Annotated in this window: 26 protein-coding genes; 13 read left to right on the top strand and 13 right to left on the bottom strand. The window is 68.5% G+C overall.

Going from position 1 to position 22,725, the window contains the following annotated elements; all coding sequences use genetic code 11:
- Window positions 1–49: 49 nt before the first annotated feature.
- Complete coding sequence (locus tag ACLJRL_RS00260) at window positions 50–520, bottom strand: hotdog fold domain-containing protein (protein WP_410653923.1); 471 nt, start codon at window positions 518–520, stop codon at window positions 50–52.
- 63 nt (window positions 521–583) lie between these two features.
- Between ACLJRL_RS00260 and ACLJRL_RS00255 the strand changes: the two genes are divergently transcribed.
- Both ACLJRL_RS00255 and ACLJRL_RS00250 read left to right on the top strand, forming a co-directional pair.
- The gene (locus ACLJRL_RS00255; protein ID WP_410653922.1) at window positions 584–1,177 is read left to right on the top strand and encodes an acid phosphatase; all 594 of its coding nucleotides are present in this window, start codon (window positions 584–586) and stop codon (window positions 1,175–1,177) included.
- The gene (locus ACLJRL_RS00250) at window positions 1,177–1,659 is read left to right on the top strand and encodes a GNAT family N-acetyltransferase (protein ID WP_410653921.1); all 483 of its coding nucleotides are present in this window, start codon (window positions 1,177–1,179) and stop codon (window positions 1,657–1,659) included. The genes ACLJRL_RS00255 and ACLJRL_RS00250 overlap by 1 nt, the downstream gene beginning before the upstream one ends.
- Window positions 1,660–1,685: 26 nt before the next feature.
- Here the strand turns inward: ACLJRL_RS00250 and ACLJRL_RS00245 are convergent, their stop codons facing one another.
- Window positions 1,686–2,186 (bottom strand): hypothetical protein, encoded by a 501-nt coding sequence (locus ACLJRL_RS00245; RefSeq protein ID WP_410653920.1) that lies wholly within the window; start codon window positions 2,184–2,186, stop codon window positions 1,686–1,688.
- Window positions 2,187–2,465: 279 nt separating this feature from the next.
- On the opposite strand from ACLJRL_RS00245, the gene ACLJRL_RS00240 reads away from it, so the two are divergent.
- Window positions 2,466–3,392: a diacylglycerol/lipid kinase family protein gene (locus ACLJRL_RS00240; RefSeq protein ID WP_410653919.1), complete on the top strand. Its 927-nt coding sequence runs from the start codon at window positions 2,466–2,468 to the stop codon at window positions 3,390–3,392.
- Between the two features lie 273 nt (window positions 3,393–3,665).
- Window positions 3,666–3,920, top strand: a complete 255-nt coding sequence (locus tag ACLJRL_RS00235) for a WhiB family transcriptional regulator (RefSeq protein ID WP_026466945.1) — start codon at window positions 3,666–3,668, stop codon at window positions 3,918–3,920.
- Window positions 3,921–4,208: 288 nt separating this feature from the next.
- Here ACLJRL_RS00235 and ACLJRL_RS00230 read toward each other — a convergent pair whose 3' ends face one another.
- A complete protein-coding gene (locus ACLJRL_RS00230; RefSeq protein WP_410653918.1) occupies window positions 4,209–5,732 on the bottom strand; it encodes a sensor histidine kinase in 1,524 nt (507 codons plus the stop codon).
- Between the two features lie 106 nt (window positions 5,733–5,838).
- Here ACLJRL_RS00230 and ACLJRL_RS00225 point away from each other — a divergent pair, with 106 nt between their 5' ends.
- Complete coding sequence (locus ACLJRL_RS00225; RefSeq protein ID WP_369299112.1) at window positions 5,839–5,913, top strand: 50S ribosomal protein bL37; 75 nt, start codon at window positions 5,839–5,841, stop codon at window positions 5,911–5,913.
- A 79-nt stretch (window positions 5,914–5,992) separates the two neighbouring features.
- On the opposite strand, the gene rsrA is transcribed toward ACLJRL_RS00225, so the two are convergent.
- Entirely contained in the window at window positions 5,993–6,316 is a 324-nt protein-coding gene (rsrA, locus tag ACLJRL_RS00220; protein WP_410653917.1) for a mycothiol system anti-sigma-R factor, read from the bottom strand.
- Window positions 6,313–6,951, bottom strand: a complete 639-nt coding sequence (locus ACLJRL_RS00215) for a sigma-70 family RNA polymerase sigma factor (RefSeq protein WP_410655110.1) — start codon at window positions 6,949–6,951, stop codon at window positions 6,313–6,315. Before ACLJRL_RS00215 ends, rsrA begins: the two co-directional genes overlap by 4 nt.
- A gap of 201 nt (window positions 6,952–7,152) precedes the next feature.
- On the opposite strand from ACLJRL_RS00215, the gene ybaK reads away from it, so the two are divergent.
- Both ybaK and ACLJRL_RS00205 read left to right on the top strand, forming a co-directional pair.
- The gene (gene ybaK, locus ACLJRL_RS00210) at window positions 7,153–7,629 is read left to right on the top strand and encodes a Cys-tRNA(Pro) deacylase (protein WP_410653916.1); all 477 of its coding nucleotides are present in this window, start codon (window positions 7,153–7,155) and stop codon (window positions 7,627–7,629) included.
- 203 nt (window positions 7,630–7,832) lie between these two features.
- Complete coding sequence (locus tag ACLJRL_RS00205) at window positions 7,833–8,396, top strand: hypothetical protein (protein ID WP_410653915.1); 564 nt, start codon at window positions 7,833–7,835, stop codon at window positions 8,394–8,396.
- Here ACLJRL_RS00205 and ACLJRL_RS00200 read toward each other — a convergent pair.
- Together ACLJRL_RS00200 and ACLJRL_RS00195 are read right to left on the bottom strand one after the other, a co-directional pair.
- Window positions 8,346–8,954, bottom strand: coding sequence for an alpha/beta family hydrolase (locus ACLJRL_RS00200; RefSeq protein WP_410653914.1), 609 nt, complete (start codon window positions 8,952–8,954; stop codon window positions 8,346–8,348). The two genes, ACLJRL_RS00205 and ACLJRL_RS00200, sit on opposite strands and share 51 nt — an antisense overlap.
- A complete protein-coding gene (locus ACLJRL_RS00195) occupies window positions 8,951–9,721 on the bottom strand; it encodes an SOS response-associated peptidase (RefSeq protein ID WP_410653913.1) in 771 nt (256 codons plus the stop codon). The genes ACLJRL_RS00200 and ACLJRL_RS00195 overlap by 4 nt, the downstream gene beginning before the upstream one ends.
- Before the next feature lie 101 nt (window positions 9,722–9,822).
- Here ACLJRL_RS00195 and rsgA point away from each other — a divergent pair, with 101 nt between their 5' ends.
- The 4 genes from rsgA to ACLJRL_RS00175 all read left to right on the top strand — a co-directional run bounded on the left by rsgA (window position 9,823) and on the right by ACLJRL_RS00175 (window position 13,476).
- Complete coding sequence (gene rsgA / locus ACLJRL_RS00190) at window positions 9,823–10,833, top strand: ribosome small subunit-dependent GTPase A (RefSeq protein ID WP_410653912.1); 1,011 nt, start codon at window positions 9,823–9,825, stop codon at window positions 10,831–10,833.
- A gap of 60 nt (window positions 10,834–10,893) precedes the next feature.
- Window positions 10,894–11,787, top strand: a complete 894-nt coding sequence (locus ACLJRL_RS00185) for a hypothetical protein (RefSeq protein ID WP_410653911.1) — start codon at window positions 10,894–10,896, stop codon at window positions 11,785–11,787.
- A 125-nt stretch (window positions 11,788–11,912) separates the two neighbouring features.
- Window positions 11,913–12,599, top strand: a complete 687-nt coding sequence (locus ACLJRL_RS00180) for a hypothetical protein (RefSeq protein WP_410653910.1) — start codon at window positions 11,913–11,915, stop codon at window positions 12,597–12,599.
- Between the two features lie 85 nt (window positions 12,600–12,684).
- Window positions 12,685–13,476, top strand: coding sequence for a hypothetical protein (locus ACLJRL_RS00175; protein WP_410653909.1), 792 nt, complete (start codon window positions 12,685–12,687; stop codon window positions 13,474–13,476).
- 82 nt (window positions 13,477–13,558) lie between these two features.
- On the opposite strand, the gene ACLJRL_RS00170 is transcribed toward ACLJRL_RS00175, so the two are convergent.
- Window positions 13,559–14,050 (bottom strand): DUF6912 family protein, encoded by a 492-nt coding sequence (locus tag ACLJRL_RS00170; protein ID WP_410653908.1) that lies wholly within the window; start codon window positions 14,048–14,050, stop codon window positions 13,559–13,561.
- Complete coding sequence (locus ACLJRL_RS00165) at window positions 14,047–15,453, bottom strand: WS/DGAT/MGAT family O-acyltransferase (RefSeq protein WP_410653907.1); 1,407 nt, start codon at window positions 15,451–15,453, stop codon at window positions 14,047–14,049. Before ACLJRL_RS00165 ends, ACLJRL_RS00170 begins: the two co-directional genes overlap by 4 nt.
- Window positions 15,454–15,487: 34 nt before the next feature.
- Here ACLJRL_RS00165 and ACLJRL_RS00160 point away from each other — a divergent pair, with 34 nt between their 5' ends.
- Window positions 15,488–16,261: a TrmH family RNA methyltransferase gene (locus tag ACLJRL_RS00160; protein ID WP_410653906.1), complete on the top strand. Its 774-nt coding sequence runs from the start codon at window positions 15,488–15,490 to the stop codon at window positions 16,259–16,261.
- An 81-nt stretch (window positions 16,262–16,342) separates the two neighbouring features.
- Here the strand turns inward: ACLJRL_RS00160 and ACLJRL_RS00155 are convergent, their stop codons facing one another.
- Entirely contained in the window at window positions 16,343–16,762 is a 420-nt protein-coding gene (locus tag ACLJRL_RS00155) for an HAD-IA family hydrolase (RefSeq protein WP_410653905.1), read from the bottom strand.
- A gap of 168 nt (window positions 16,763–16,930) precedes the next feature.
- On the opposite strand from ACLJRL_RS00155, the gene ACLJRL_RS00150 reads away from it, so the two are divergent.
- Window positions 16,931–17,443: an Rv3235 family protein gene (locus tag ACLJRL_RS00150; RefSeq protein ID WP_410653904.1), complete on the top strand. Its 513-nt coding sequence runs from the start codon at window positions 16,931–16,933 to the stop codon at window positions 17,441–17,443.
- A 54-nt stretch (window positions 17,444–17,497) separates the two neighbouring features.
- On the opposite strand, the gene secA is transcribed toward ACLJRL_RS00150, so the two are convergent.
- From secA to ACLJRL_RS00135, 3 genes are all read right to left on the bottom strand, one after another.
- Window positions 17,498–20,326: a preprotein translocase subunit SecA gene (gene secA, locus ACLJRL_RS00145; RefSeq protein WP_410653903.1), complete on the bottom strand. Its 2,829-nt coding sequence runs from the start codon at window positions 20,324–20,326 to the stop codon at window positions 17,498–17,500.
- Window positions 20,327–20,573: 247 nt separating this feature from the next.
- Entirely contained in the window at window positions 20,574–21,263 is a 690-nt protein-coding gene (gene hpf, locus ACLJRL_RS00140; protein ID WP_410653902.1) for a ribosome hibernation-promoting factor, HPF/YfiA family, read from the bottom strand.
- Window positions 21,264–21,807: 544 nt separating this feature from the next.
- Entirely contained in the window at window positions 21,808–22,467 is a 660-nt protein-coding gene (locus ACLJRL_RS00135) for a ComF family protein (protein WP_410653901.1), read from the bottom strand.
- Between the last annotated feature and the right edge of the window lie 258 nt (window positions 22,468–22,725).

The following is a 22,725-nucleotide window of genomic DNA, read 5'->3' as shown; positions in this document are numbered from 1 at the left end:
CGCGCAAGGACCGCAACTAGAGGACGAATTGCGAAAGTCGGGGAGCACCTTACTTCTTCTTGGTCACCCAGATGGTGATGGTCGCGGTGACGACCGGCTTGCCGTGGGTGTCGGTGATCGTCACCGGCACCGCAAGCTCGAATCCCTCGTCGCCGAATTCCGGCAGCTCCGGCAGTTCGGCGACGGCGCGCAGGCCCGTCTCGGCCTTGGCGACGTACTCGACGGTCATCCCCTTGGGGAGCCACCGATGTGTCGTCGGGACGGTCGCCTCGGCGAGCATGCCCATGGCGATCTCGGCGAGATTGCAGGCCGCGATCGCGTGAAAGGTCTTGATGTGGTTGTAAACACCCCACCACTTGGGTGAGGTGACCTCGCACCGGCCGGGACCCAGGTCGCGCACCGTGGGGAGCACGGTCCGGAAGTACGGCACACGCAGGCACATCGCCGCCGAGAACAGCTGCTTCCCCACCGGCTTCCCGGCCAGCCGGGTCCACATCGCGTAGGTCGAATTCTGTGCCATCACGGTCTCCTCATCATGTTACTCACCAGTAGCATAACCGGACCGCAGGCTATATTCGCAACCGTGGCGAATCGGCTCTTCCTTCTCCGGCACGGTCAGACCGAGTGGTCCGTCAACGGGCGGCACACCGGACGCACCGACATCCCGCTGACTTCCGCGGGCGAAGGGCAGGCCAGAGCCGCGGGCGGCACCCTGCGCGCGGTCCTCGGCGGCTCGCCCGCCCTCGTCCTGTCCAGCCCCCGCGCCCGCGCTCAACGGACGGCCGAGCTGGCCGGGCTGCGGGTCGACGAGGTCACCGAAGAACTGGCCGAATGGGATTACGGCGACTACGAGGGCATCGCCACCCCGGTGATCCGCGAGACCGTTCCCGGATGGACGGTCTGGACGCACCCGATACCGGGCGGCGAAAGCGCGGAAGACGTCAACGCCCGTGCGGACAAGCTGATCGAACGCGTCCGCGAGCCACTCGGCACGGGTGACGTGATCCTGGTGGGCCACGGTCACTTCAGCCGCGTCCTGGTCGCGCGCTGGGTCGGGCTGCCGTCCACCGCGGGCGTCCACTTCGGACTCGACCCGGCCGGCGTCGCGGTACTCGGAGACGAGCGCGGCGAGCCGCAGATCGAGCATCTCAACCTGCTCCCCACCACGGAGGACTAGTGGCCGACGACCGCATCCGGCGTATCCGGGAAGAAGACGTCGACGCCGTCGTCCGGCTCGTCTACGACCTCGCCGAGTTCGAACGCGCCCCGGACGAATGCCACCTCACGCCCGAGCAGCTGCGCACCGCGCTGTTCGGCGAGGCACCGGCGCTGTTCGGGCACGTCGCCGAGGTCGACGGCGAGATCGTCGGCTACGCGCTGTGGTTCCTCAACTTCTCCACCTGGCGTGGAGTGCACGGCATCTACCTCGAGGACCTCTACGTCCGCCCCGAACAGCGCGGCTCCGGGCTCGGCAAGGCCCTGCTGGCCACCCTCGCGGCCGTCTGTGTCGAGCGCGGCTACGCCCGGCTCGAATGGTCGGTGCTGAACTGGAACCCGGCCCAGGGGTTCTACAAGTCGCTCGGCGCGGTGCCGATGGACGAGTGGACCGTGGACCGGCTCACCGACGAACCCCTGAAGGCGCTCGCGGCCCAGGTCTAGCCTCCTTTGCCTTGAGTGCCGCACGCCTAGTCCCGTTCCTCGCGTTCGCGGCGCGCGGCCCGGCCGGCGGCACCGTCGCGTTCGGCGGCCTCTTCTTCGGTCTCGCCCTCCCGCATGCCCAGCGCCCACGCCCGCGAAGGGCGGCGGAACAGCAGCACGAGGACGGCGACGCCGATGAGGCCCAACGGCACGCCCCACACCGGCTGCCCGGACGGGCCCGCGCCGTACCAGCCGACGCCGACCAGGATCAGTGCGACGACGACCCCCGGCGACCTCGCCCACGTCTTCCCCATCGCCAGTCCACCGGCGCAAGCCAGCGTTCCGGCGGCGAGGACGAGGTAGTAGGCGGCCTCCGCGAGGAGATTCGACGGGGTGGCCTGCCCGTTGATCAGCAGGAGGACCGCGAAAACGATCAGGGCGAGCCCCGGCAGCGCGGTGATGGCCCCGGCGAGGCGGACTTCACGGGGCGCGGGCGAGAACTTGTCGGCGATGGACACGGCGAAACAGCCTTCCAGGCTTCCGGACACGGCACTCCACCAGGGCGGGTCACCGTACGTGAGCACATTCGATCGTATGCCACCCGGTCAGCTGTTTTCGTCCGGCCGCCGAGAGCCGAAAATCAGGGTGTCGTCGATGAGCGGGCGGTCGGCCCGGGTGCACTTGTCACGACGGGCTGTCATTCGCCGGTAGCGAGGAGGGACGCCCGCCACAGGGTCATACGGTGCTGCCTCGACGACGCGGCCAGGACTGAGCAGTGCGTCACCCGAGGCTCCCCCCTTCGGGCCGAAGTCACTTACCCTGCGGTAATGCGTGCGATCCTCGTCGTGAACCCCCAGGCCACCTCGACCACCGCCGGTGGCCGTGACGTGCTGGCACACGCGCTGGCCAGCCAGGTCAAGCTCGACGTGGTGGAGACCGATTACCGCGGCCACGCGATGGCCGTGGCCCGCTCCGCCGCCCGGGACGGGATCGACCTGGTGGTAGCGCACGGCGGCGACGGCACCGTCAACGAAGTGGTCAACGGCCTGCTCGCGGACGCCGACGGCGATCCCGCCGAAATCGGCCACGTCCCGATGCTCGGCGTCGTGCCGGGTGGTTCGGCGAACGTGTTCGCCCGCGCGCTGGGGATCTCGCACGACCCGGTGGAAGCGACCCACCAGCTTCTCAACGCCATCGAGAACGACCGGAGCCGCAAGGTCGGCCTCGGGATCGCCGACGGCCATTGGTTCACCTTCAACGCCGGCATGGGCTGGGACGCCGACGTCGTCGGCCGCGTCGCCAAGCGCCGGGGCAAACAGACCACCGCGGGCCTCTATCTGAGGGCCGCCGTCGCGTCCCATCTGCGGCCTCCGCTGGGCCGCCCGCCCCTCACGGTCCGCATACCGGGTGAAGAACCCACCGAAGTGCTGACCGCTTTCGTGTCCAACACCGATCCATGGAGTTACCTGGGCGAGCGTCCCGTCCACCTCAACTCGGGCAGCTCGTTCGACACCGGATTGGGCCTTTTCGCGTTGAACGGTCTGGGATTGCCCACCGTGTTCAAGCATGTACGGCAAGCATTGCTCACGAAGAGCAACCAACGAGGACGACGTCTCCTTCGTCACGATGACCTGCCGATGATCCGCATCGACGCTGCTGAACCGGTAAACTTCCAGGTGGACGGCGACCTTGTCGGCCAGCGGAAGCGAGTGGAGTTCTTCAGCGTTCCGGAAGCACTGACAGTGACCATCTGACGACCGGACCACTGATCGCCTGCGGCAAAGTGCAACCTGCCGCTTATCGACGCAGAACCTCCACTCACCGCATCGGCCTTCCCTTGAGGGGGCCGTTTCGGAACGAAACCGCAGGTCAGAAGCGTCGCTCGGCCGGGTGAGCTGACTCACCGATCTTCAGAAAACCCTTGTCGAAACGGGTGCTTCGTGAAAGCATTCACAAGCACCCAAAAAAACGACCGCCATGACGACTATGGCGCGGAGTACCGCGCCGTTATGAAGGAGCTCAGAAACATGGACTGGCGCCATGACGCGGCCTGCCGAGACGAGGACCCCGAGCTGTTCTTCCCGGTGGGAACCAGCGGTCCTGCTCTGTCGCAGGTAACTCAGGCGAAATCCGTGTGCCACCGTTGCACCGTCGCCTCCGACTGCTTGGCCTGGGCTTTGGCCAGCGGACAGGACGCAGGCGTATGGGGCGGGATGAGCGAGGACGAGCGACGGGCCCTGAAGCGCCGTCGTACGCACATCGGCACGCGTACCTCTGCCTGAGCCAAGGCTCAGCACGCTTCACCTGATCAAACCACAATTCAGCAGGATCCAAGCTTCGGGTAATCCCGCGGCGCAGTGGCTGTATGGCCGTGCGTCGTGAGGTGATACCTACCCGAGTTCAGCTTAACAAGCGAAGCCAAAGCATCCCCACGGGGGTATGGCTTCACAGGACCTTCAAGTCCTCCCGCGGAACCGTTGCAGGGCCGGCGCCATCTTCTCTTCTGGCGCCGGCCCTTAAACGTGTCCGGATCAGACAGTCCACAAAGGACGATCAAAAAGGACTGTCCGCTACAGACGGCGCGACAACGGGATACGCAAGGCGGCTTCCGTTCCGGCCCGGCGTGCCCCGGACTCCTCGGATTCGCCGCGCAGGCCGCGGAGCGAAAGCGAGCCCCGCAGTTCCGATTCCACCAGGGTCCGCACGATCTGCAGGCCGAGGCCGTCGCTGCGCTCCAGTGAAAAACCCGAAGGCAGCCCGCGCCCGTTGTCGCGGATGACGACGTCGAGCCAGCGGGCCGAACGTTCCACCTCGAGTTCGACCTTGCCGGGCCGTCCGCCGGGGAACGCGTGCTCGATGGCGTTCTGGACCAGTTCGGCCAGCACCATCACCAACGGCGTCGCGATCTCGGCGACGACGATGCCGAACGAGCCCTTGCGCGAAAGCCCGACCTGGGATTCGGCCGTCGCCACTTCGCCCACCATCGGCAGGACGTTGTCGAGCAGCTTGTCCAGGTCGACCCGCTCGTCCACGGAGATGGACAGCGCCTCGTGCACCATCGCGATCGACGAGACCCGGCGCACCGATTCACCGAGCGCGAGCCGTGCCTCCTCACTGGAGGTGCGGCGCGACTGGAGGCGCAGCAGCGCGGCCACGGTCTGCAGGTTGTTCTTCACCCGGTGGTGGATCTCGCGGATCGTCGCGTCCTTCGACAGGAGTGCCCTGTCGCGGCGCTTCACCTCGGTGACGTCGCGCACCAGGACCAGCGCGCCGGCGGCCTGCCCGGCCGGGCGCAGCGGCAGCGCACGGAACAGCACGACGGCTCCGCGTCGCGAATCCGCCTCCGTCCGGCTGCTGGGCTTGCCGTCGAGTGCCTCGATGACCCGGTGGGACACCTCGGTCGCGTCGAACGGGTCGCGGATGAGCGACCTCGTCAGCGGCGCGAGCCGCTGCCCCACGAGGTCCGATTCGTGCCCCATCCGGTGATAGGCCGAAAGCCCGTTCGGGCTGGCGAACACCACGGTCCCGGTCGGGTCGAGACGGATCAGGCCGTCGCCGACGCGCGGGCTGGTGTGCGTGTCGGTCTGGTTCCCCGGGCTGGGGAAGGTGCCGTCGACGATCATCTGGCACAGGTCGCCGGCGCTGCCGAGGTAGGCGATTTCGAGCGGGCTCGGCACCCGCGAAGCCGCCAGGTTCGTCTCGCGGCTGAGGACGGCGATCACGGTCCCGCCGAACACCACCGGGATGGCCTCGCGGCGCATCGGCAGGTCGCGATACCAGTGCGGGTCCTCTTCACGGCAGATCCGCACCTCACGGCAGGCCTTCGCCAGCTGAGGGTGCTCGTCCACGGTGAACCTCGAACCGACGACGTCCTCCGGATGGGCCGTCGGCGCCGTCGTCGGGCGCGCGTGCGCGACGCAGACGAAGTCACCGCCGTCGGGCTGCAGTTCCTCGGAAACCGCGACCCAGAGCAGGAAGTCCGCGAAGGACAGGTCGGCCAGCAGCTGCCATTCGGCCACCACGGTCTGGAGGTGGTCCGCGGCTTCGCCGGACAGGCCGGTGTTCTCGGCGAGAAGATCGGAGAGGGTCGACACGTCCCCATCCAAGCAGGCCGGGGGCCGCATGACACACTGGAGAGGTTGACCCTGGCCCAGCGGTGTCGTATCACCCCGCGAGGGCCACCTGGACAAGGAGTGAAACATGTCGAAGCGCGCCCGCAAGCGTCGCGACCGTAAGAAGAACGGCGCGAACCACGGCAAGAAGCCCAACTCCTGATCATCGATCAGACAGCGAAGGCCCCCGCACCGGATTCGGTACGGGGGCCTTCGCGTGTGTCCTGAGTGACTTCGAGCGGCTACTCGAAGGTCTGCTCGATCCGGACCTCGGTGCGCTCGATGGTGAGCGCGCCCTTGGTCTCCACGGTCTGGCGGATCGAGGCCCGCAGCCGGGACTTCAGGTCGTCCGGCGCGTGGTCACCACCGCACTTGCGGGCGAGAAGCTGCTTGAGGTGCTCGTCGATGCCGTATTCCTCGAGGCACGGAGGGCAATCGTCGATGTGCTTGCGCAGGGCCTCGTCACGCTCCGCGCTGCACTCCTTGTCGAGCAGCAGGTAGATGTCGGCGAGGGCTTCCTCGCATTTGACCTTGTCGTCCGCGCCGGCGCAGTAGTCGCTGGTCATCGCCCCGCCACCTCCTGCTGTTCGCCCGCGCGGATGAAGCCCCGCTCGCGGGCGACGTCGGCGAGCAGGTCACGGAGCTGGGCGCGGCCGCGGTGCAGCCGGGACATCACGGTGCCGATGGGCGTGTCCATGATCTCGGCGATCTCCTTGTACGCGAAGCCTTCGACATCGGCGAGGTAGACCGCGAGACGGAAGTCCTCGGGCAGCTTCTGCAGCGCTTCCTTGACGTCGGCGTCAGGCAGGTTGTCCATCGCCTCGACCTCGGCCGAGCGCAGCCCGCTGGAGGTGTGGTTCTCCGCCTTGGCGATCTGCCAGTCGGTGATCTCCTCGGTGGGCTGCTGGACCGGCTGGCGCTGGCGCTTGCGGTAGCCGTTGATGTAGGTGTTGGTGAGGATGCGGTACATCCACGCCTTGAGGTTCGTACCCGCCTTGAAGGAGGCGAAGGCCGCGTAGGCCTTCAGATACGTCTCCTGGACGAGGTCCTCCGCGTCGGCGGGGTTCCGGGTCATCCGCATCGCGGCCGAGTACAGCTGGTCGAGCAAGGGCATCGCGTCCCGCTCGAAGCGCTCGGCCCGCGCGGCCGCCTGTTCGGCGTCCGTACCCGTGTCCGGCGCGGGATTCTGCGTGCTCGGCAAACCGTTCCCTTCCCGATCGGCGTCGATGCGCTTGTGCGCATGAGACGTCGTCGAGTTTACGCGGGGGCGGATCACCTGGCCGCCCGGCGTGCGCGGGATCAGGATTCGGGGAGCTTCCAGTGTGGTGGACACGTCCGTTCCAACAGTGCTCGCCGGTCAGGCATTCCCCGGTGTGATCCGCGCGCTCGTAGACTCCCGCCCATGGCAGGCAAGGGAACCCCGGCGACGGCGCTGCTGGCGAAGCAGAAGGTGACCCACGTTCTGCACGCCTACGAGCACGATTCGCGAGCCGAGTCGTACGGCCTCGAAGCCGTCGAGGCGCTCGGGCTCGACCCCGCGCGGGTGTTCAAGACGCTGGTCGCCGAGGTCGACGGGAAACTGACCGTCGGCGTGGTCCCGGTCACCGGTCAGCTCGACCTGAAAGCGCTCGCGGCCGCGGCCGGCGGGAAGAAGGCCAAGATGGCCGACCCCGCCGCCGCCCGGCGCGCGACGGGCTACGTGCTCGGCGGGATCTCGCCGCTCGGGCACCGGAGCCGGCTCCCGGTGGTCGTCGACGCGTCGGCGGAGGCCTTCGAGACCGTGCACTGCTCGGCCGGGCGACGCGGTCTCGAAGTCGAACTCGCGCCTGCCGACCTCGTACGTCTCACCGGTGCCGTCGTGGCCCCGATCGCGAGCTGACGGCCCCTCGCCACCCCTCACCCACCCCGCGTTTCGTCCTCTAGTTGCGGTCCTTGCGCGTGCAACTACCGCAACTAGAGGACGAATTGCGGGAGGGCGCTCCCCCTCGGGAGGGAGAAGGATCGGTCTCGCGCGGGAAGATCGCGCGCCTCGCCTGGGGAATCGTCATCGGCAGACGAAGACGACCCCTGGGGAGTACGGAAATGACCAAAACCCTGCCCGACGTGCCGAAGTGGGCGAGGATCGCGGCGCACGCGACAGTGCTGGCGACGCTGCCGTCCGGGCTGTGGCGGATCGCGATGGGCCTGCAGATCCCGGTCGGGTTCACCGAGAAGGGACTGGCCGAGTTCTCCATCCCCGGCTGGGGCGTCCTGTACGTCTTCGGGCTGAGCCTGTTCGCCGAGGCGCTGGCCTTCCTCACCCTCGGGCTCATCCGGCCGTGGGGCGAGGTGTGGCCGCGCTGGATCCCGTTCCTGCGGGGGCGCGCGATCCCGCCGCTCGTCGCGATCGTCCCGGCCGCCGCGGGCGCGATCGCCCTCACGCTGATCATCACCCCGGGGGCGTTCCGCTGGGCCGACGCCGGGATCACGCTGGTGCCGGGCACCCGGGAGGACTCGGTGTTCTTCGACGTCGTGATGGCCGTCTGTTACGCGCCGCTGCTGCTCTGGGGACCGCTGCTGGCCGTGGTCACCGCGCACTACGCCTGGCGACGTCTCTCAGGCAAGCGGGCGCAGCACACGCTCGAGCCACTCGGCGGCCGCGCGTGACACGCCTTCGAGATCGGCGCTGAGGTTGTGGTCGCCCTTGAGCACCACGATCTCGTGATGGGGACCGGCCTTGGGCAAGCCGAACGGGTCACGCTCGCCCTGGATGACCAGGGTCGGGACCTCGACGGCGTCCAGTTCGCCCTGCCTGGTCTTCTCCGGTTTCCCCGGCGGATGCTCGGGGAACGCGAGGCACAGCACCGCCACCGCCTGTCCCGCCGACGCGGTCCGGCAGGCGACCCTGGCCCCGGAGGACCGGCCGCCGAAGACCAGCGGGAGATCGTCGAACCGCTCGGAGACGTCGTCGGCGATGGTGAGCCAGGCGGTGTCGAGCTGGTTGGCGGGCGCGGGCGCACGACGGCCCGCCACCCGGTACGGCTGCTCCACGAGCGCGACGTGCACGCCCGCCGCCTGCGCCGCCCGCGTGACCGCGACCAGGTCCTTCGCCCCGATCCCGCCGCCCGCGCCGTGGCCGAGCATCAGCACCGCGACCCCTTCCTCGGCGCAGTGCAACTCGGCCCGCGCGGGGCCGTAGGCGGTGTCGATCTCCAGCTTGGTCATGACTTCGGCTGCTCGAAGAGCGCGCTCTCGTCCTCGACCGCCACCGCCGGATCGACCCGTTCCAGCAGCTGCGGACCGTTGTTGCGGACGCTGTTGACCAGGCTCGAGACCGGCCGTACCTCGATCGTGTCGACCAGGTCCACGGCGGGTGGGACGAGCAGTTCGGTGACGTCGGTCAGGTCGGGGTCGAGCCAGGTGTCCCACTTCTCCCGCGGCATCAGCAGCGGCATGCGGTGGTGGATGTCGGTGAGCCTGCCGACCGAGTCCGTGGTGATCACCGAGAAGGTGATCAGCGGGTCGGCGTCCTTGTCGTCCTTCGGGCGCCAGCTCTCCCAGATACCCGCGAAGGAGAGCGAGGCGTCATCCGGGCCGGTCATGAAGAAGGGCTGCTTCGCCTTGCCGTCGCGCTGCCACTCATACCAGCCTTCGGCCGGGACCAGGCAGCGCCGCGAGGACACCGCCTTGCGGAACGACGGCTTCTCCTTGGCGGTCTCGGCGCGCGTGTTGATCATCTTCGAACCGACTCCGGGGTCCTTCGCCCAGAACGGGACGAGGCCCCAGCGCATCATCCGCAGCGACCGGACGGCGGGTTCGTCCTCCAGCACCGCACCGTCGGCGTCCCGCGGATGCCGCTGGACCACGGTGGCGACCTCCTTGGTCGGCGCCACGTTGTGATCGGTCCGGACCCGGCCCTCGGTCAGGTCCACCGCGGCGAACTCGTCGATCAGCGCGGCGGGATCCTTGGTGGCGGCATAACGCCCGCACATGGGAAAACCTCCTCCTGAAGCAGTCATCGTTACACGCTCGCCAAGCGATGGCGAGCGGCATGGGATCATTCTTGCGCGGTGTTCGAAGAGCAGGAGGCGGTTTGACGGGCAAGGACTGGAGCAGACTGGACGAATCCGATGTGCGGATCCGTCCCGGGAAGGGCACCAGACCGCGCAGCAAACGTCGTCCCGAGCACGCCGACGCCTCCACAGCGATGGTCGTCGGCAAGGACCGGGGCCGCTGGACCTGCGCGATCGACTCCGATCCGGAGCGCGTCGTCACCGCGATGCGGGCCCGCGAGATGGGCCGGGTCTCGGTCGTCGTCGGCGACACCGTCGGCATCGTCGGCGACGTGAGCGGCAAGCCGGACACCCTGGCCCGGATCATCCGGGTGGATGAACGTTCCAGCGTGCTCCGCCGGACCGCGGACGACACCGATCCCTTCGAACGGGTCGTCGTCGCGAACGCCGCGCAGTTGCTGATCGTCACCGCGCTGGCCGATCCCCCGCCGCGCACCGGGTTCATCGACCGCTGCCTGGTCGCCTGCTACGCGGGCGGCCTCGAACCCATCCTGTGCCTGACGAAGGCCGACCTCGCGAGCCCGGACGAACTCCTCGCCGGCTACGCGGGCCTCGACATCCCGGCCGTGGTCACCCGGCACGACGAGTTCCCGGACGAACTGGTCGGACGGCTCAAGGACCGGGTCACCGCCCTGGTCGGGCATTCCGGCGTCGGGAAGTCCACTCTGGTCAACCGGCTGGTGCCGGACGCCGGGCTGGCGACCGGCGTGGTCAGCGCCATCGGCAAGGGCAGGCACACGTCGGTCGCGGCGGTCGCGCTCTCGCTGCCCGGCGGCGGCTGGGTGGTCGACACCCCGGGTATCCGCTCGTTCGGCCTCGCGCATGTGACCGCCGACGACATCGTGCTCGCGTTCGAGGAATTCGCCGCGGCGGCCGAAGAGTGCCCGTCGGCTTGCGGGCACCTGGGGCCGCCTTCCGACCCCGACTGCGCCCTCGACGACGTCGTCACCGAAGGTCACGCCAGCGCGGAGCGACTGGTCTCTTTGCGTCGCCTTTTGGGCTCCCGAGCCGGGCATGAAGACGAGCAGTAACTAAATCCGCCTCAGCTCGATAACCCGTTCGGATTAGTACAACTGTTCTGAGGGGTCCACTTGAAGCGCGTATCCACACTCGCCGCCGTCTGCGCCGCCGCCGTCCTGGCGCTGTCCGCTTGCGGTGCCGAGACGAAGCCGGGCACGGCTGCTCCCGCTCCTTCCGAAGCGAAGAGCTCTCTCATGTCGCCGCTCGGCGACCCGATCCAGCTCGCGGCCCTGACCCGCGAGAGCACCAAGAAGGCCAAGTCGTCGAAGGTGACGATGGAGTCCGTCGCGGGCGGCCAGACCAGCACGGCGACGGGCCAGGGCCTGTACGACGGCGAGAACAGCAAAGTCTCGATGGTCCTGGACAGCGACGGCAAGAAGATGGAGATCCTCTTCGTCGACAACGCCCTGTTCTTCAAGCTCGACGCCGCGGACAAGGCCGAGCTCAAGACCGACAAAGCGTACGTGAAGATCGCGGCCGACGGTCAGGACCCGATCTCGCAGCTGCTCGGCAAGATGATGTCGAAGGCCGTCAAGGAAAGCGACCCGTCCCGCACCATCGAGCAGGTCTCGAAGGCGGGCAAGATCACGAAGTCGGACCAGGTCGAGCTGAACGGTGAGCTGACCAACCACTACGTCGTCGAGATCGAGGTCGAGAAGGCCATCGCGCTCGTCGTGGGCGACATGGGCGTGCCCCTGCCCGCCGAGGTCGTGAAGCAGCTCGACGCGAAGCTCAAGGGCAAGAACGTCACCATCCCCACCGAGCTGTGGCTCAACGCCGACCAGCTCCCGCTGCAGGTCACCATGGACCAGAGCGCGTTCCTGAAGGCCATGGGCGCCCCCGGCGCCGGCGAGGCGAAGACCACCGTCAAGTACAGCGACTGGGGTGTCCCGGTGAACGTCACCGCGCCGCCCGCCGACCAGGTCGGCGACCTGGTCGAGATCATGAAGAAGTCCGGCCGCTAGGCCCCTTGAAGTGCGTGAGGGCCACCTCATGGACTCTGAGTCCCTGAGGTGGCCCTCACGCGTCTACCGGAGCGGGCCTTCCTTCACTACGGTGGTGGTACAGACCATTCACCCGAGGGAGTCCTATGCGTGCCACCGGATTCGCCGCCGTCTGCACCGCCCTCCTGCTGCTGAGCGGCTGTTCCGCGGAAGAGAAACCGGCGGCACCACCGGCCGGGGACGCGGCGCAGCTGGCCTCGGCAGCCGGTGCGAGCACGCAGAAGGCCCGCTCCTCGAAGGTGTCCGTGGAGACCACCGCCGACGACGGCCGCAAGGTCATGGTGACCAGTTCCGGGCTCTACGAGGGGCCGAACAGCAAGTTCTCCATGGTCGCCGAGGTCGACGGCGAGAAGCGCGACCTGATCTTCTCCGACGGCGTCCTCTACTACCACCTGTCCGAGGCGCAGGTCCTGGAACTCAAGACCGACAAGGAATGGGTCAAGATCTCCGCCGACGGCAAGGACGCGGTCTCCGCGGCCAACGGCAAGCTGATGGCGGGCGTCGTCGAGGCGATGGATCCGACACGGACGATCGAGCGGATCTCGAAGTCCGGCAAGGTCACCCAGTCCGCGCAGGCCGATCTGAACGGCACCCGGACCACTCACTACACCCTCGAACTCGACGGCGCGCCCGCCGAGGTGTGGCTCGACGCCGAACAGCGGCCGGTTCAGGTCAGCCTGGGGAAGGCCACGGTCAAGTACGACAGCTGGGCCTCCGACGTGGTGATCATCGCGCCGCCGCCCGAGGCGGTCGGCGAGCCCGTCAGCCGCTGAGCCGTTCCCCCGATCAGGTCGAGGAGCCTGGCTGTGTTTCGCTTGGGGTGCCCGCAGTTTCGCCCCACAGCCGAGGACGGTCCCCATGCGGAGAACGGCCCTGCCCGCCGTCGTGCTCGTACTCGGCGCGTTGCTCGGCGGGTGTGACGGCGACAGCGTGACGTTCGCGGACGCCCGCGCCCTCGCCGACGGGGCCACGGTCGCCGTCGAAGGGAAGACCGCGAAGTTCACCACCGACGTCACGGCCGGCGCGATGCGGTCGAAGAGCGTCGGGCAGGCCAGGTTCGCGAGCGCGGGCACCGCACTGGCGATGACGACGGACTTCCTCGGCGAACCGCTCGAACTCCGGCTGGTCGACAAGGCCGTCTACGCGCAGGTCCCCGAGGCCTCGCGCGAGGAGGTTCCCGACGGCAAGCCGTGGGTCAAGGTCACCCCCGACGGCACCGACCCGTTCTCGCAGGTCCTCGGCGGCAGCGTCGACCAGCTGATCAAGCAGAACGACTCGGGCCGCGTGCTCGACCAGGTCCGGCGGGCCGGCACGCTGACCGGTGCCGAGCACGCCGACCTCGGCGGGGTGTCCACCGAGCACTACCGGCTCGACCTCGACATGGCCAAGCTGGGCACCGACCTGCCCGCCGGGTTGTCGGCGGAGGCCGTCGGCGAACTACGCGGCAACGTCAAGATCCCCATGGAGCTCTGGCTCGACGACTCCCACCGGCCTCTGCAGGTCCTGCTCGACCTGGCTCCCGTCCTCGCCGCTTCGGGCGTCCCGGACAGCGCGATGGCCAGGATCACCACGCTCTACACCGAGTGGGGAACCCAAGCCGACATCCAGGCGCCGCCGCCGGACCAGATCGGGGAGATCCCGGCGGGCTAGTCCACGCAAAAGACCAGGCAAGTAGTCCTCTGGTTGCGGTAGTTGCACGCGCAAGGACCGCGACCAGAGGACTAAACGCGAGTCAGAGAAGTTCCAAAAGGAACGGCAGTTCTTGGGGCGCGTACCAGGCGAGTTCGTGGTCTTCGGCGTCGCCGAGGGTGAACTCCGCGTCCGGGTCGCCCAGATCGGCCTCGTCGATGACCGCGGCGGCGGCCTGCACGGATTCGGCGGCCTCGGCCGCGTCGACGTGGATCGCGGCGATGTCTTCGAGCTTCACCGGTCCGGCGAGCCGGACGACGGCGGCGTCGAGGTCCGCGCGCAGCGTGACCCCTTCGACGTCGGCGGAGATCACCACCCGCCGGGCTTCGGGCTTCTCCTCGGCCGCGATCAGCCGGAGCGACGCCCTGGCCGCGTCCAGCAGCGCGGCGTACTCCAGTTCCTCGTCGGACCCGCTGGCGTAGGACTCCCGCAGCGCCGGCGTCAGCGCGAACGCCGTACCGCTGCGCGCCCGGAACTCACCGGCGGTCTCGAGATCACGAAGCATCGCGATCGTCCCGGGTAGATAGACCCTCACCAGTGCGCACCCTTCAGCTCTTCCAACGATTCCTCGATCATCCCGGCGAGCAGGTCCACATCGGACACGGCCTTGCGATCGCCGTTCAGTCCGAAGTAGACACCCCCGTGATACGAGGTGACCCCGATCGCCAGTGCCTGATTGCGCACCAGCGGCATGACCGGGTACATCTCCACCATCCTCGCCTGTCCCGCGTAGAGCGGCACCTGCGGCCCCGGCGAATTCGTGATCAGCACGTTGAAGATGCGGCCGGACATCGACCCGGCCGCCCGCGCGCCCAGCGAATGCAGCGTCGCGGGTGCGAACCCGCCGACCGTCAGCAGTCCGCGCGCGGCGACCGAACGACCGGAATCGAGATGGTCCGTCATCGCGTGGCCGATGTGCTGCAGCCGCAGCACCGCGTTCGGCTCGCCGACCGGGAGATCGATCAGATACGCGTCGACCTGGTTCCCGAGCAGCGCCGGCGTCGAATACTCGGCCGTCTCGGCGTCCCGGACCGCCATCGGCACCAGCGCGCGCAGCGTGGTCGTCGCGGTCAAGGTCGAACCTCGGGAGAGCAGCCATTCCCGCAGCGCACCGGTGATCGCCGCCAGTACGACATCGTTGACCGTGCCGCCGTGCTCGGCCCGGACCTTGCGGAAATCCTCCAGCCGCGTGCGGACCGCCGCGAACATGCGGCCGCCGGAGGTGCGCACGTTGAGCGGCCCGGACGGCGCCGGGTTCACCATCGTCTTGAGCGCCGACGCGACGTCGCCGACGGTCTCGGTGACCTTGCTCGCCATCGCGGTGGCGTCGTGGGCGATGGAGCGGACGTTCTCCACCAGTTCCGTCGGCCGCTGCACGGTCTCGGCGACCGCGTCGAGGATCAGCTGGGTGCGGCTCGGCTCACGGCGCGGATGCCAGTGGTCGTCGAACGGTTCCGGCTCCTGCGGGGCGACGTCGAGGATCAGCTGCCCGAGATCGATGGTGCCGATCCCGTCCACAACGGACTGATGCGTCTTGGTCACCAGCGCGATGCGGTCCCCGGAAAGCCCCTCGACGAAGTACGCCTCCCACAGCGGCCTTCCCGGGTCGAGCCGGCGGGACATGAGCCGTGCCACCAGGTCGAACAGCTGATCATCGGAACCCGGCTGCGGCAGCGCGGACCGGCGCACGTGGTAGTTGAGGTCGAAATCGACGTCGTCGACCCACACCGGCCGGGCGAGATGCCCCGGGACTTCGAGCACCCGTTGCCGGTATCTGGGCAGGTAGGCCAGGCGCTGACCGATCAGGGCGAGCAGCTGTTCATAGGTGAAGCCGTCGCGCGGTCGTTCGAAGATCGCCACGCCGCCGACGTGCATCGGGGTCGAGTGGTCTTCCACGTACAGGAACGAGGCGTCCAGCGCGGAGAGGCGGTCGGGCATGGGCCGATCCTTACACAGTGGGAGACTCGCCGGTGTGGGTGATGAGTCGGTGATTTCGCCGAAGGACCGGTTCCTGACGGTGTACGGCAGGAAACCGGTGCTCGAGGCATTGGACGACGCGGCGCTCGAGGTGGACAAGGTGATTCTCGCCGACACCGTCCGCGGGTCGAACGCCGCCGAGATCGAGCGCGCGGCCAAGGCCGCCGGGGTGCCGGTGCAGCGCGCCAGCGCGCACCGGGTCAAGGTGCTGGCCGGGAACGGCAAGCAGGACCAGGGGGTGCTGGCCGACGTCGTCGCGCCGCGCATGCGGTCGCTGCACGCGGCGCTTTCGCAGGGCAGGCCGCCGTCGAGAGTGCTGCTGCTCGACGGGATCACCACGCCAGCCAACGTCGGGATGATCCTGCGCACCGCCACCGCCGCGGGGCTGGACGGCGTCGTGGTGCCGCGGCGCGGGGTCGCCGCCCTCGACCCGATGGTGGTCAAGGCGTCCGCCGGGGTCGCGTTCCGCGCGCCGGTGCTGCGGTGCGGCAGTGCCCGCGAAGCCGCCGAGATGCTCACCGAGGCCGGGTACGAGCTCTACGCGCTGGGCGCGTCGGCACACACTTCCGTGTTCGACGTCGAGTTGCCGCAGCGCGCGGCCTTCGTGCTGGGCGGCGAGACGAACGGCGTCGGCGCCGAGGTCGGCGAACTGGTGACGGACTGGGTGTCGATCCCGATGCCGGGCGAGGTCGAGTCGCTCAACGTGTCGGCGGCCGCCGCCGTACTCTCGTTCGAACTGGCCCGCCGCGCTAACCCCTCTCGAGGCTAGGTTCAAGCTGAAGTCCGTGAAGGCCACCTTGAGGGACTCTGAGTCCCTCAAGGTGGCCTTCACGGACTTGCCAATACGGACCTAGCGGCTCTCGAAGAACAGGGCGCTGAGCTCGGTCAGGGTCTCCTCGACCGACGTGTGGTGGATTCCCGCCATCCCGGCCGCCACCGCGCCGCGGACGTTGCGCTCGGCGTCGTCGACGAATACGCACAGGCCGGCGGGCAGGCCGAGCCGGTCCGCGGTGAGCAGGTAGACCTCGCGCTGGGGTTTGCCCACGCCGACCTCGCCGGAGAAGACGAGCGCGTCGAAGAACGGGTTCAGCGCCTGTCTGGCCTCGTCCGGCGCACCGGGGGCGTTCGAGAGCAGCGCGGTGCGGATGCCGCGTGCCCGGACGGCGAGCAGGAAGTCGTACAGCTCGTCCGCCTCGGGTTCGGTGAGCACCCCGACGTAGTCGATTACCAGCCCCTTCAGCACCGGTTCGACCTTACCGGCGCCGTCCACTCCGGAATCTCCGCTCTACTGATTCCACAGCGGACTACCGCACGATCCCGGGCGCCGGTGGGGAAACGGGCGGTTTCATCCGCTCGGGCGGTCCCTGTCACCGAGCGCACTCCCCTCGGTCCCTTATAGCTGGGCGCGGCCGAGGGGGCCGCGAAGGGGGACGACCTGATGGCGATGTACGTACTGAGACCGCTGAAGGACTGCGAGCCTGCCTGCCGGACGGTGAGCCGCCGGAGCCGGACGGTGCACCGCGTTCCACGGCCGGACGATCAGCTCGTGCTGGACCTGCCCCTGCACGGCGGGCGGCTCCGGACGGCGCCCCTGCCGCAGCAGGTGCCGGAGACACTCGGCGGCCGTCAGATCGGCAGGCTGCTGACCACGATCCTGGAGGCCTGCGACGGGCGCCGTCCGGTGATCCAGGTCCGGCCGCTGCTGGATCCCGCGCTCTACGGCGTGCTGCTCGACCGCCGTCGCCCCCGTCCGGAAAGCGGCTACCGGCCCCGGTCCCTGCACGTATGCCATCCGGCCGACGGGGCGATCGAGGCCTGCGCGACCGTCGAACACGGGAGCCGTTTCCTCGCCCTGGCCGCCCGTTTCGAGCGGACCGAGTCCGGCTGGCTGTGCACCCGTTTCCACCTGCTGGAGCCTTCCCGCGGCCCCGGTCTCCGCCTCACGGCATGAGAAAGGGGCCCCTCACCGCGCTTTCATGCGGTGAGAGGCCCCTTCAGGTGCTGCTTAGCGGCGCGGGCCCTTCTTGCCCTTCTTCTGGGCGGCGCGCTGCGCGGCGCGACGCTCCCGGCGGGTCCCGCTCTGGTCGTCACCGTCGCCGTCGCCACTGTCCGAATGCGACTCGACGCCGCCGTCCTCGGACGGGCCAGACAGGGTCAGGTTGCTCTGCGAACCGCCGCCGAGTCCCTTGCCCCGCAACGCGTTCGGCACGGATTCGGTGTCGGTCGCCGGGCCCTGCGGAGGCGCCGGACGGGCGTGGCGCCCATCGCCGCCGGCCTGGCCGTTCCCGGACGAGACACCCGCGGGCAACGCGGACGCGGCCTCGGGCGACGGCGCGGTGGGCTCGGCCTGCTCGACCTGGAGGTTGAACAGGAAGCCGACGGCCTCCTCCTTCAGCGACTCCAGCATCGCCTTGAACATGTCGTAACCCTCGCGCTGATACTCGATCACCGGGTCACGCTGCGCGAGGGCGCGCATGCCGATGCCCTCCTTGAGATAGTCCATCTCGTAGAGGTGCTCACGCCACTTGCGGTCGAGCACGGTGAGCATCACCTGGCGCTCCAGGCTGCGCATCGCGCCTTCGCCGACCTTGGCGTCGATGTCGGCCTCACGCTCGTCGTAGGCGTGGTGGGCGTCATCGAGCAGCGCTTCGCGCAGCCTGTCGGCGTCCAGGTCGTCGTCCTCGGTGAGCTCTTCCCAGGTGACCTTGACCGGGTACAGCGTCTTCAGTGCCGTCCACAGCTTCTCGTGGTCCCAGTCCTCGGCGTAGCCCGAAGAGGTCTCCTCGGTGACATAGGCGTTGATGACGTCGACCAGCATGTGCTCGATCTGCTCACGCATGTCCTCGCCTTCGAGGACGCGCAGGCGCTCGGCGTAGATCACCTTGCGCTGCTCGTTCATCACCTCGTCGTACTTGAGGACGTTCTTGCGGATCTCCATGTTCTGCATCTCGACCTGCGTCTGAGCGCTCTTGATGGCCTTGGAGACCATCTTGTGCTCGATCGGCACGTCGTCCGGCAGCCGCATGGTGGTCATGACCCGCTCGACCATCGTCGCGTTGAAGCGGCGCATGAGCTCGTCACCCAGCGACAGGTAGAACCGGGACTCGCCCGGGTCACCCTGACGGCCGGAACGACCGCGGAGCTGGTTGTCGATCCGGCGCGACTCGTGCCGCTCGGTGCCGAGCACGTACAGGCCGCCGGCGTCACGGACCTCGCCGGCCTCGGCCTTGGTCTCGGCCTGGATGTCTTCGAGCACCTTCGGCCAAGCGGCCTCGTACTCCTCGGAGTGCTCCACCGGGTCGAGGCCGCGCTGCCGCAGCACCTCGTCGGCGATGAGGTCCGGGTTGCCGCCCAGGACGATGTCGGTACCACGGCCGGCCATGTTGGTGGCGACGGTGACCGCGCCCTTGCGCCCGGCGCGGGCGACGATGAGCGCCTCCCGGTCGTGGTGCTTGGCGTTGAGGACCTCGTGCGGGACACCCAGCTTGAGCAGCAGCTTCGACAGGTGCTCGGACTTCTCGACACTCGTGGTGCCGACCAGTACCGGCTGGCCCTTCTCGTTCCGCTCGGCGATGTCCTCGGCGACGGCCTCGAACTTGGCCTGCTCGGTCTTGTAGATCAGGTCGGCCTGGTCGGCGCGGACCATCGGCTTGTTGGTCGGGATCTGCACCACACCCAGCTTGTAGGTCTGGTGGAACTCGGCAGCCTCGGTCTCGGCGGTACCGGTCATACCGGACAGCTTGCCGTAGAGCCGGAAGTAGTTCTGCAGCGTGATCGTGGCGAGAGTCTGGTTCTCGGCCTTGATCTCGACGCCTTCCTTGGCCTCGATCGCCTGGTGCATGCCCTCGTTGTAGCGGCGGCCGTGCAGGATGCGGCCGGTGAACTCGTCGACGATCAGGACCTCGCCGTCGCGGACGATGTAGTCCTTGTCGCGCTTGTAGAGTTCCTTGACCTTCAGCGCGTTGTTCAGGTAGCCGACCAGCGGCGTGTTCGCGGCCTCGTAGAGGTTCTCGATACCGAGCTGGTCCTCGACGAACGCGACACCCTTCTCACTGACACCGACGGTGCGCTTGCGGATGTCGACGTCGTAGTGGATGTCCACCTTCATCAGCGGGGTCAGCCGCGCGAACTCGACGTACCAGCGCGAGGACTGGTCCGCCGGGCCCGAGATGATCAGCGGGGTCCGCGCCTCGTCGATGAGGATGGAGTCCACCTCGTCGACGATGGCGAAGTTGTGGCCGCGCTGGACGCAGTCTTCGAGGCTCCACGCCATGTTGTCGCGCAGGTAGTCGAAGCCGAACTCGTTGTTCGTGCCGTGCGTGATGTCGGCCGCGTACTGCTGGCGGCGGATCTCGGGCGACTGGTCGGCGAGGATGACGCCGACCTCGAGGCCGAGGAAGCGGTGGATGCGGCCCATCCACTCGGCGTCACGTTTGGCGAGGTAGTCGTTCACCGTGATGACGTGCACGCCCTTGCCGGCCACCGCGTTCAGGTACGCGGGGAGCACCTGGGTCAGGGTCTTGCCCTCACCGGTCTTCATCTCCGACACCTGGCCGAGGTGCAGCGCCGCGCCGCCCATCAGCTGGACGTCGTAGGGCCGCTGGCCGAGCACTCGCCACGCGGCCTCCCTGGCCACCGCGAACGCCTCCGGCAGGAGGTCGTCGAGGGACTCGCCGTCCGCGTGCCGCTTGCGGAACTCGTCGGTCTTCGCGCGCAAGGCAGCGTCCGAGAGTTCCTTGACGTCGTCTTCGAGAGTGTTGATGTGATCGGCGATGTTGCGCAGCCGCTTCACCATCTTGCCCTCGCCCGCGCGGAGCAGGCGGTTCAGCACCATCCGGTCGACCTCACTAGCTGATTTGGTGATCGCACCCGAGCCGATCCCGGGCAATCTCGTACGCGGTGGCGCACCGGTAACGCACCACCGTCCGACCCCATCGTAGGGAACACCTCGGTGTTCGCGCACGCACCGTCCGTCGGGACCTCGTGATTGAGGTGCGTGTCCCCTGGACAGGACGCGACGGCGGCCCGCACGCGAACTCGTGCGGGCCGCCGTATCGGACGCTGTGGGCGTGTAGGTCCGGCTAGCTGAGCCGGATGACGCCGTAGTCGAAGCCTCGCCTCCGGTAGACGACGCTCGGACAGCCGGCGTCGGAGTCGTTGAACAGATAGAAGTCGTGGCCGACCAGTTCCATCTCGTAGAGGGCCTGATCCACCGTCATGGGTTCCGCGTCGTGCTTCTTCTCGCGGACGACGCGACCGGGCTGATGTTCGGTCACCCCGTCATCCCAGCGCTGCTGGGGCATCTCGAAGTCGTCACCGCTCCCGACAGCGAAACCGTTGGCCATGGGTTCGGCCTCGGGCGCTTCGAGCACAGCGGTGCCTGCCAGAGTTCCGGAATCGGTGGTCATGCCACCGGCGGCCGCCATCGAAGTCGCCTCGGCGACGGATTCCGGGCGGCTGCGGCCGTAGTGCACGCGCCGGCGGTCGTGTGTCTTCCGCAACCTGTTCTCGAGCTTGGTGAGTGCGGAATCCAGCGCTGCGTAGAAGTCGCCAGCACACGCTTCGGCGCGTACGGCGGGGCCCCGGCCCTTCCCGGTGATTTCGACGCGCTGGCAGTTCTTCGACTGCCTGCGATTGGGCTCATGGAAGAGCTCCACGTCGTAACGGATGACCTTCTTGTCGTAGCGCTCTAGCCGGGCCAGCTTTTCACTGACGAGTGCCCGATAGTGCTCGGGCACCTCCACGTTGCGGCCCTTAACGACGATGTCCATACACGACCTCCCTCGCTGAAATGACTGCGAGCTGTAGATGTGTTCAGTAGGGCGCCGGTAAAGCGGGGACGAAGCCCGTGTTAGCGGGCGATGAGAGAACTCGGGATACGGCCACGACGTCTCGTGTCGGATGCCCGAGCGCGGACTCAGCGCGGCTCCGGCGCCAGAGACATGGGCTGGTCACCTCCCTGCCTGCCGGGATTGCTGATAGCGCTGCACGTTAGCTGCATCACGCCGCGAGCAACAGCCCCCGAGCCGGGGGATATCAGGACGTGAGACCTCGTCACCGCACGCGACGAAGCGGCCGTGGCCAGCGGGGCAATCCGACCTGTAGTGCGTCGTCCCGGTGAGGTGTTTTCACGCGGACGGCGCAAGCCTTCGGACAAGGAAAAGCCGAGGGTGACGCACTCCGGGGAATCCGCCGCCACCCCGGTGGAGTGGCGGGCGCCCGATGTGTTCCCCGGAAGCTCCCTCATATCCCGTCAACGACGTTGTACCCATTCCCGTTCCCGATCATTCATCACTCTTGTAGGTGACTAGCCGATCACCCGGCGGCGGCCAGTGCAACAACTGCGGAAACGTGAATTCCGCTTGCATCCAACATTCGTACACAAGCGGCGACCGTCGCTCCGGTTGTGATCACGTCGTCAAGAAGAATGACCGCCGCACCCCCCGGCGGGGCGGCGCCGGGGACCAGGCGGACGCGGCCGTCGAGGTTCGCCGCCCGCTCGGCCCGGGTGAGTCCGGCAGCGTCGCGGACGCCCGGCCTGAGCTTGAGCGCGGGCGCGACGGCCACCGGGATCCCCTTCTCCGCCAAAGCTTTCGCGCACTCCACGGCCAGTCGCTCGATATGCGGGCCGCCGCGGACGCGCGAGGCGTGCCGCCGGGACGGGACCGGGACGAGGCAGTGTCCGGTGGCCGTCGCGTGGGGCAGACAGGGCAGGTGGGGCAGGGCTTCGGCGACGGCTCGCCCGAGGTACGGCGCGAGGTCGCGGCGGCCGCGTTCCTTGTAGGCGAGGATCAGGCGGCGTGCTTCGTCGGCGTAGCGGGCCAGGGCGTACGCGGGGACGAGTCCGCTGGTCGGGCCGCGGGCGATCTCGCTGAGCGAACCCCAAGCGGTCTGACAGGTGGTGCAACACGGGGCGCCGGGCTTTCCGCAGGCAGCGCAGCGGGCGGGGATGAGGAGGTCCAGGAGGTGGGTCATGGCGGCGAGTGTCGCCGGTGGCTCCGACACTTCCGGGCCGGTTTTGTCGCGAAAGGTCCGCTTTGGACACTTCCGGCCCTGAGGTGACCCGTCATGTGCGCAGTCGAGAGAAGGTCTCGCTGGAAGCGCGTGCGCTCATGGCTGATTAGCACTGCTAGGAAAACTAGCGATACCAAAGGTCCCTTGCTCCCGCCGGGACCTGACTTGCCTGGCCGGTCGGGCGGGCGGGCGACACGAAGGCGGGAGTGAGGCTGATGA

Origin of the sequence: Amycolatopsis sp. lyj-112, assembly GCF_046549055.1 — a bacterium.
Classification (GTDB): domain Bacteria; phylum Actinomycetota; class Actinomycetes; order Mycobacteriales; family Pseudonocardiaceae; genus Amycolatopsis.
This window is presented reverse-complemented; position numbering and strand designations above follow the sequence as displayed.

Coding starts and splice junctions, on each gene's coding strand:
- ACLJRL_RS00260 (WP_410653923.1), bottom strand. CDS start 520: ATGGCACAGAATTCGACCTACGCGATGTGGACCCGGCTGGCCGGGAAG.
- ACLJRL_RS00240 (WP_410653919.1), top strand. CDS start 2,466: ATGCGTGCGATCCTCGTCGTGAACCCCCAGGCCACCTCGACCACCGCC.
- ACLJRL_RS00235 (WP_026466945.1), top strand. CDS start 3,666: ATGGACTGGCGCCATGACGCGGCCTGCCGAGACGAGGACCCCGAGCTG.
- rsrA (WP_410653917.1), bottom strand. CDS start 6,316: ATGACCAGCGACTACTGCGCCGGCGCGGACGACAAGGTCAAATGCGAG.
- ybaK (WP_410653916.1), top strand. CDS start 7,153: ATGGCAGGCAAGGGAACCCCGGCGACGGCGCTGCTGGCGAAGCAGAAG.
- ACLJRL_RS00205 (WP_410653915.1), top strand. CDS start 7,833: ATGACCAAAACCCTGCCCGACGTGCCGAAGTGGGCGAGGATCGCGGCG.
- ACLJRL_RS00200 (WP_410653914.1), bottom strand. CDS start 8,954: ATGACCAAGCTGGAGATCGACACCGCCTACGGCCCCGCGCGGGCCGAG.
- ACLJRL_RS00195 (WP_410653913.1), bottom strand. CDS start 9,721: ATGTGCGGGCGTTATGCCGCCACCAAGGATCCCGCCGCGCTGATCGAC.
- ACLJRL_RS00180 (WP_410653910.1), top strand. CDS start 11,913: ATGCGTGCCACCGGATTCGCCGCCGTCTGCACCGCCCTCCTGCTGCTG.
- ACLJRL_RS00175 (WP_410653909.1), top strand. CDS start 12,685: ATGCGGAGAACGGCCCTGCCCGCCGTCGTGCTCGTACTCGGCGCGTTG.
- ACLJRL_RS00165 (WP_410653907.1), bottom strand. CDS start 15,453: ATGCCCGACCGCCTCTCCGCGCTGGACGCCTCGTTCCTGTACGTGGAA.
- ACLJRL_RS00150 (WP_410653904.1), top strand. CDS start 16,931: ATGGCGATGTACGTACTGAGACCGCTGAAGGACTGCGAGCCTGCCTGC.
- secA (WP_410653903.1), bottom strand. CDS start 20,326: ATGGTGCTGAACCGCCTGCTCCGCGCGGGCGAGGGCAAGATGGTGAAG.
- hpf (WP_410653902.1), bottom strand. CDS start 21,263: ATGGACATCGTCGTTAAGGGCCGCAACGTGGAGGTGCCCGAGCACTAT.
- ACLJRL_RS00135 (WP_410653901.1), bottom strand. CDS start 22,467: ATGACCCACCTCCTGGACCTCCTCATCCCCGCCCGCTGCGCTGCCTGC.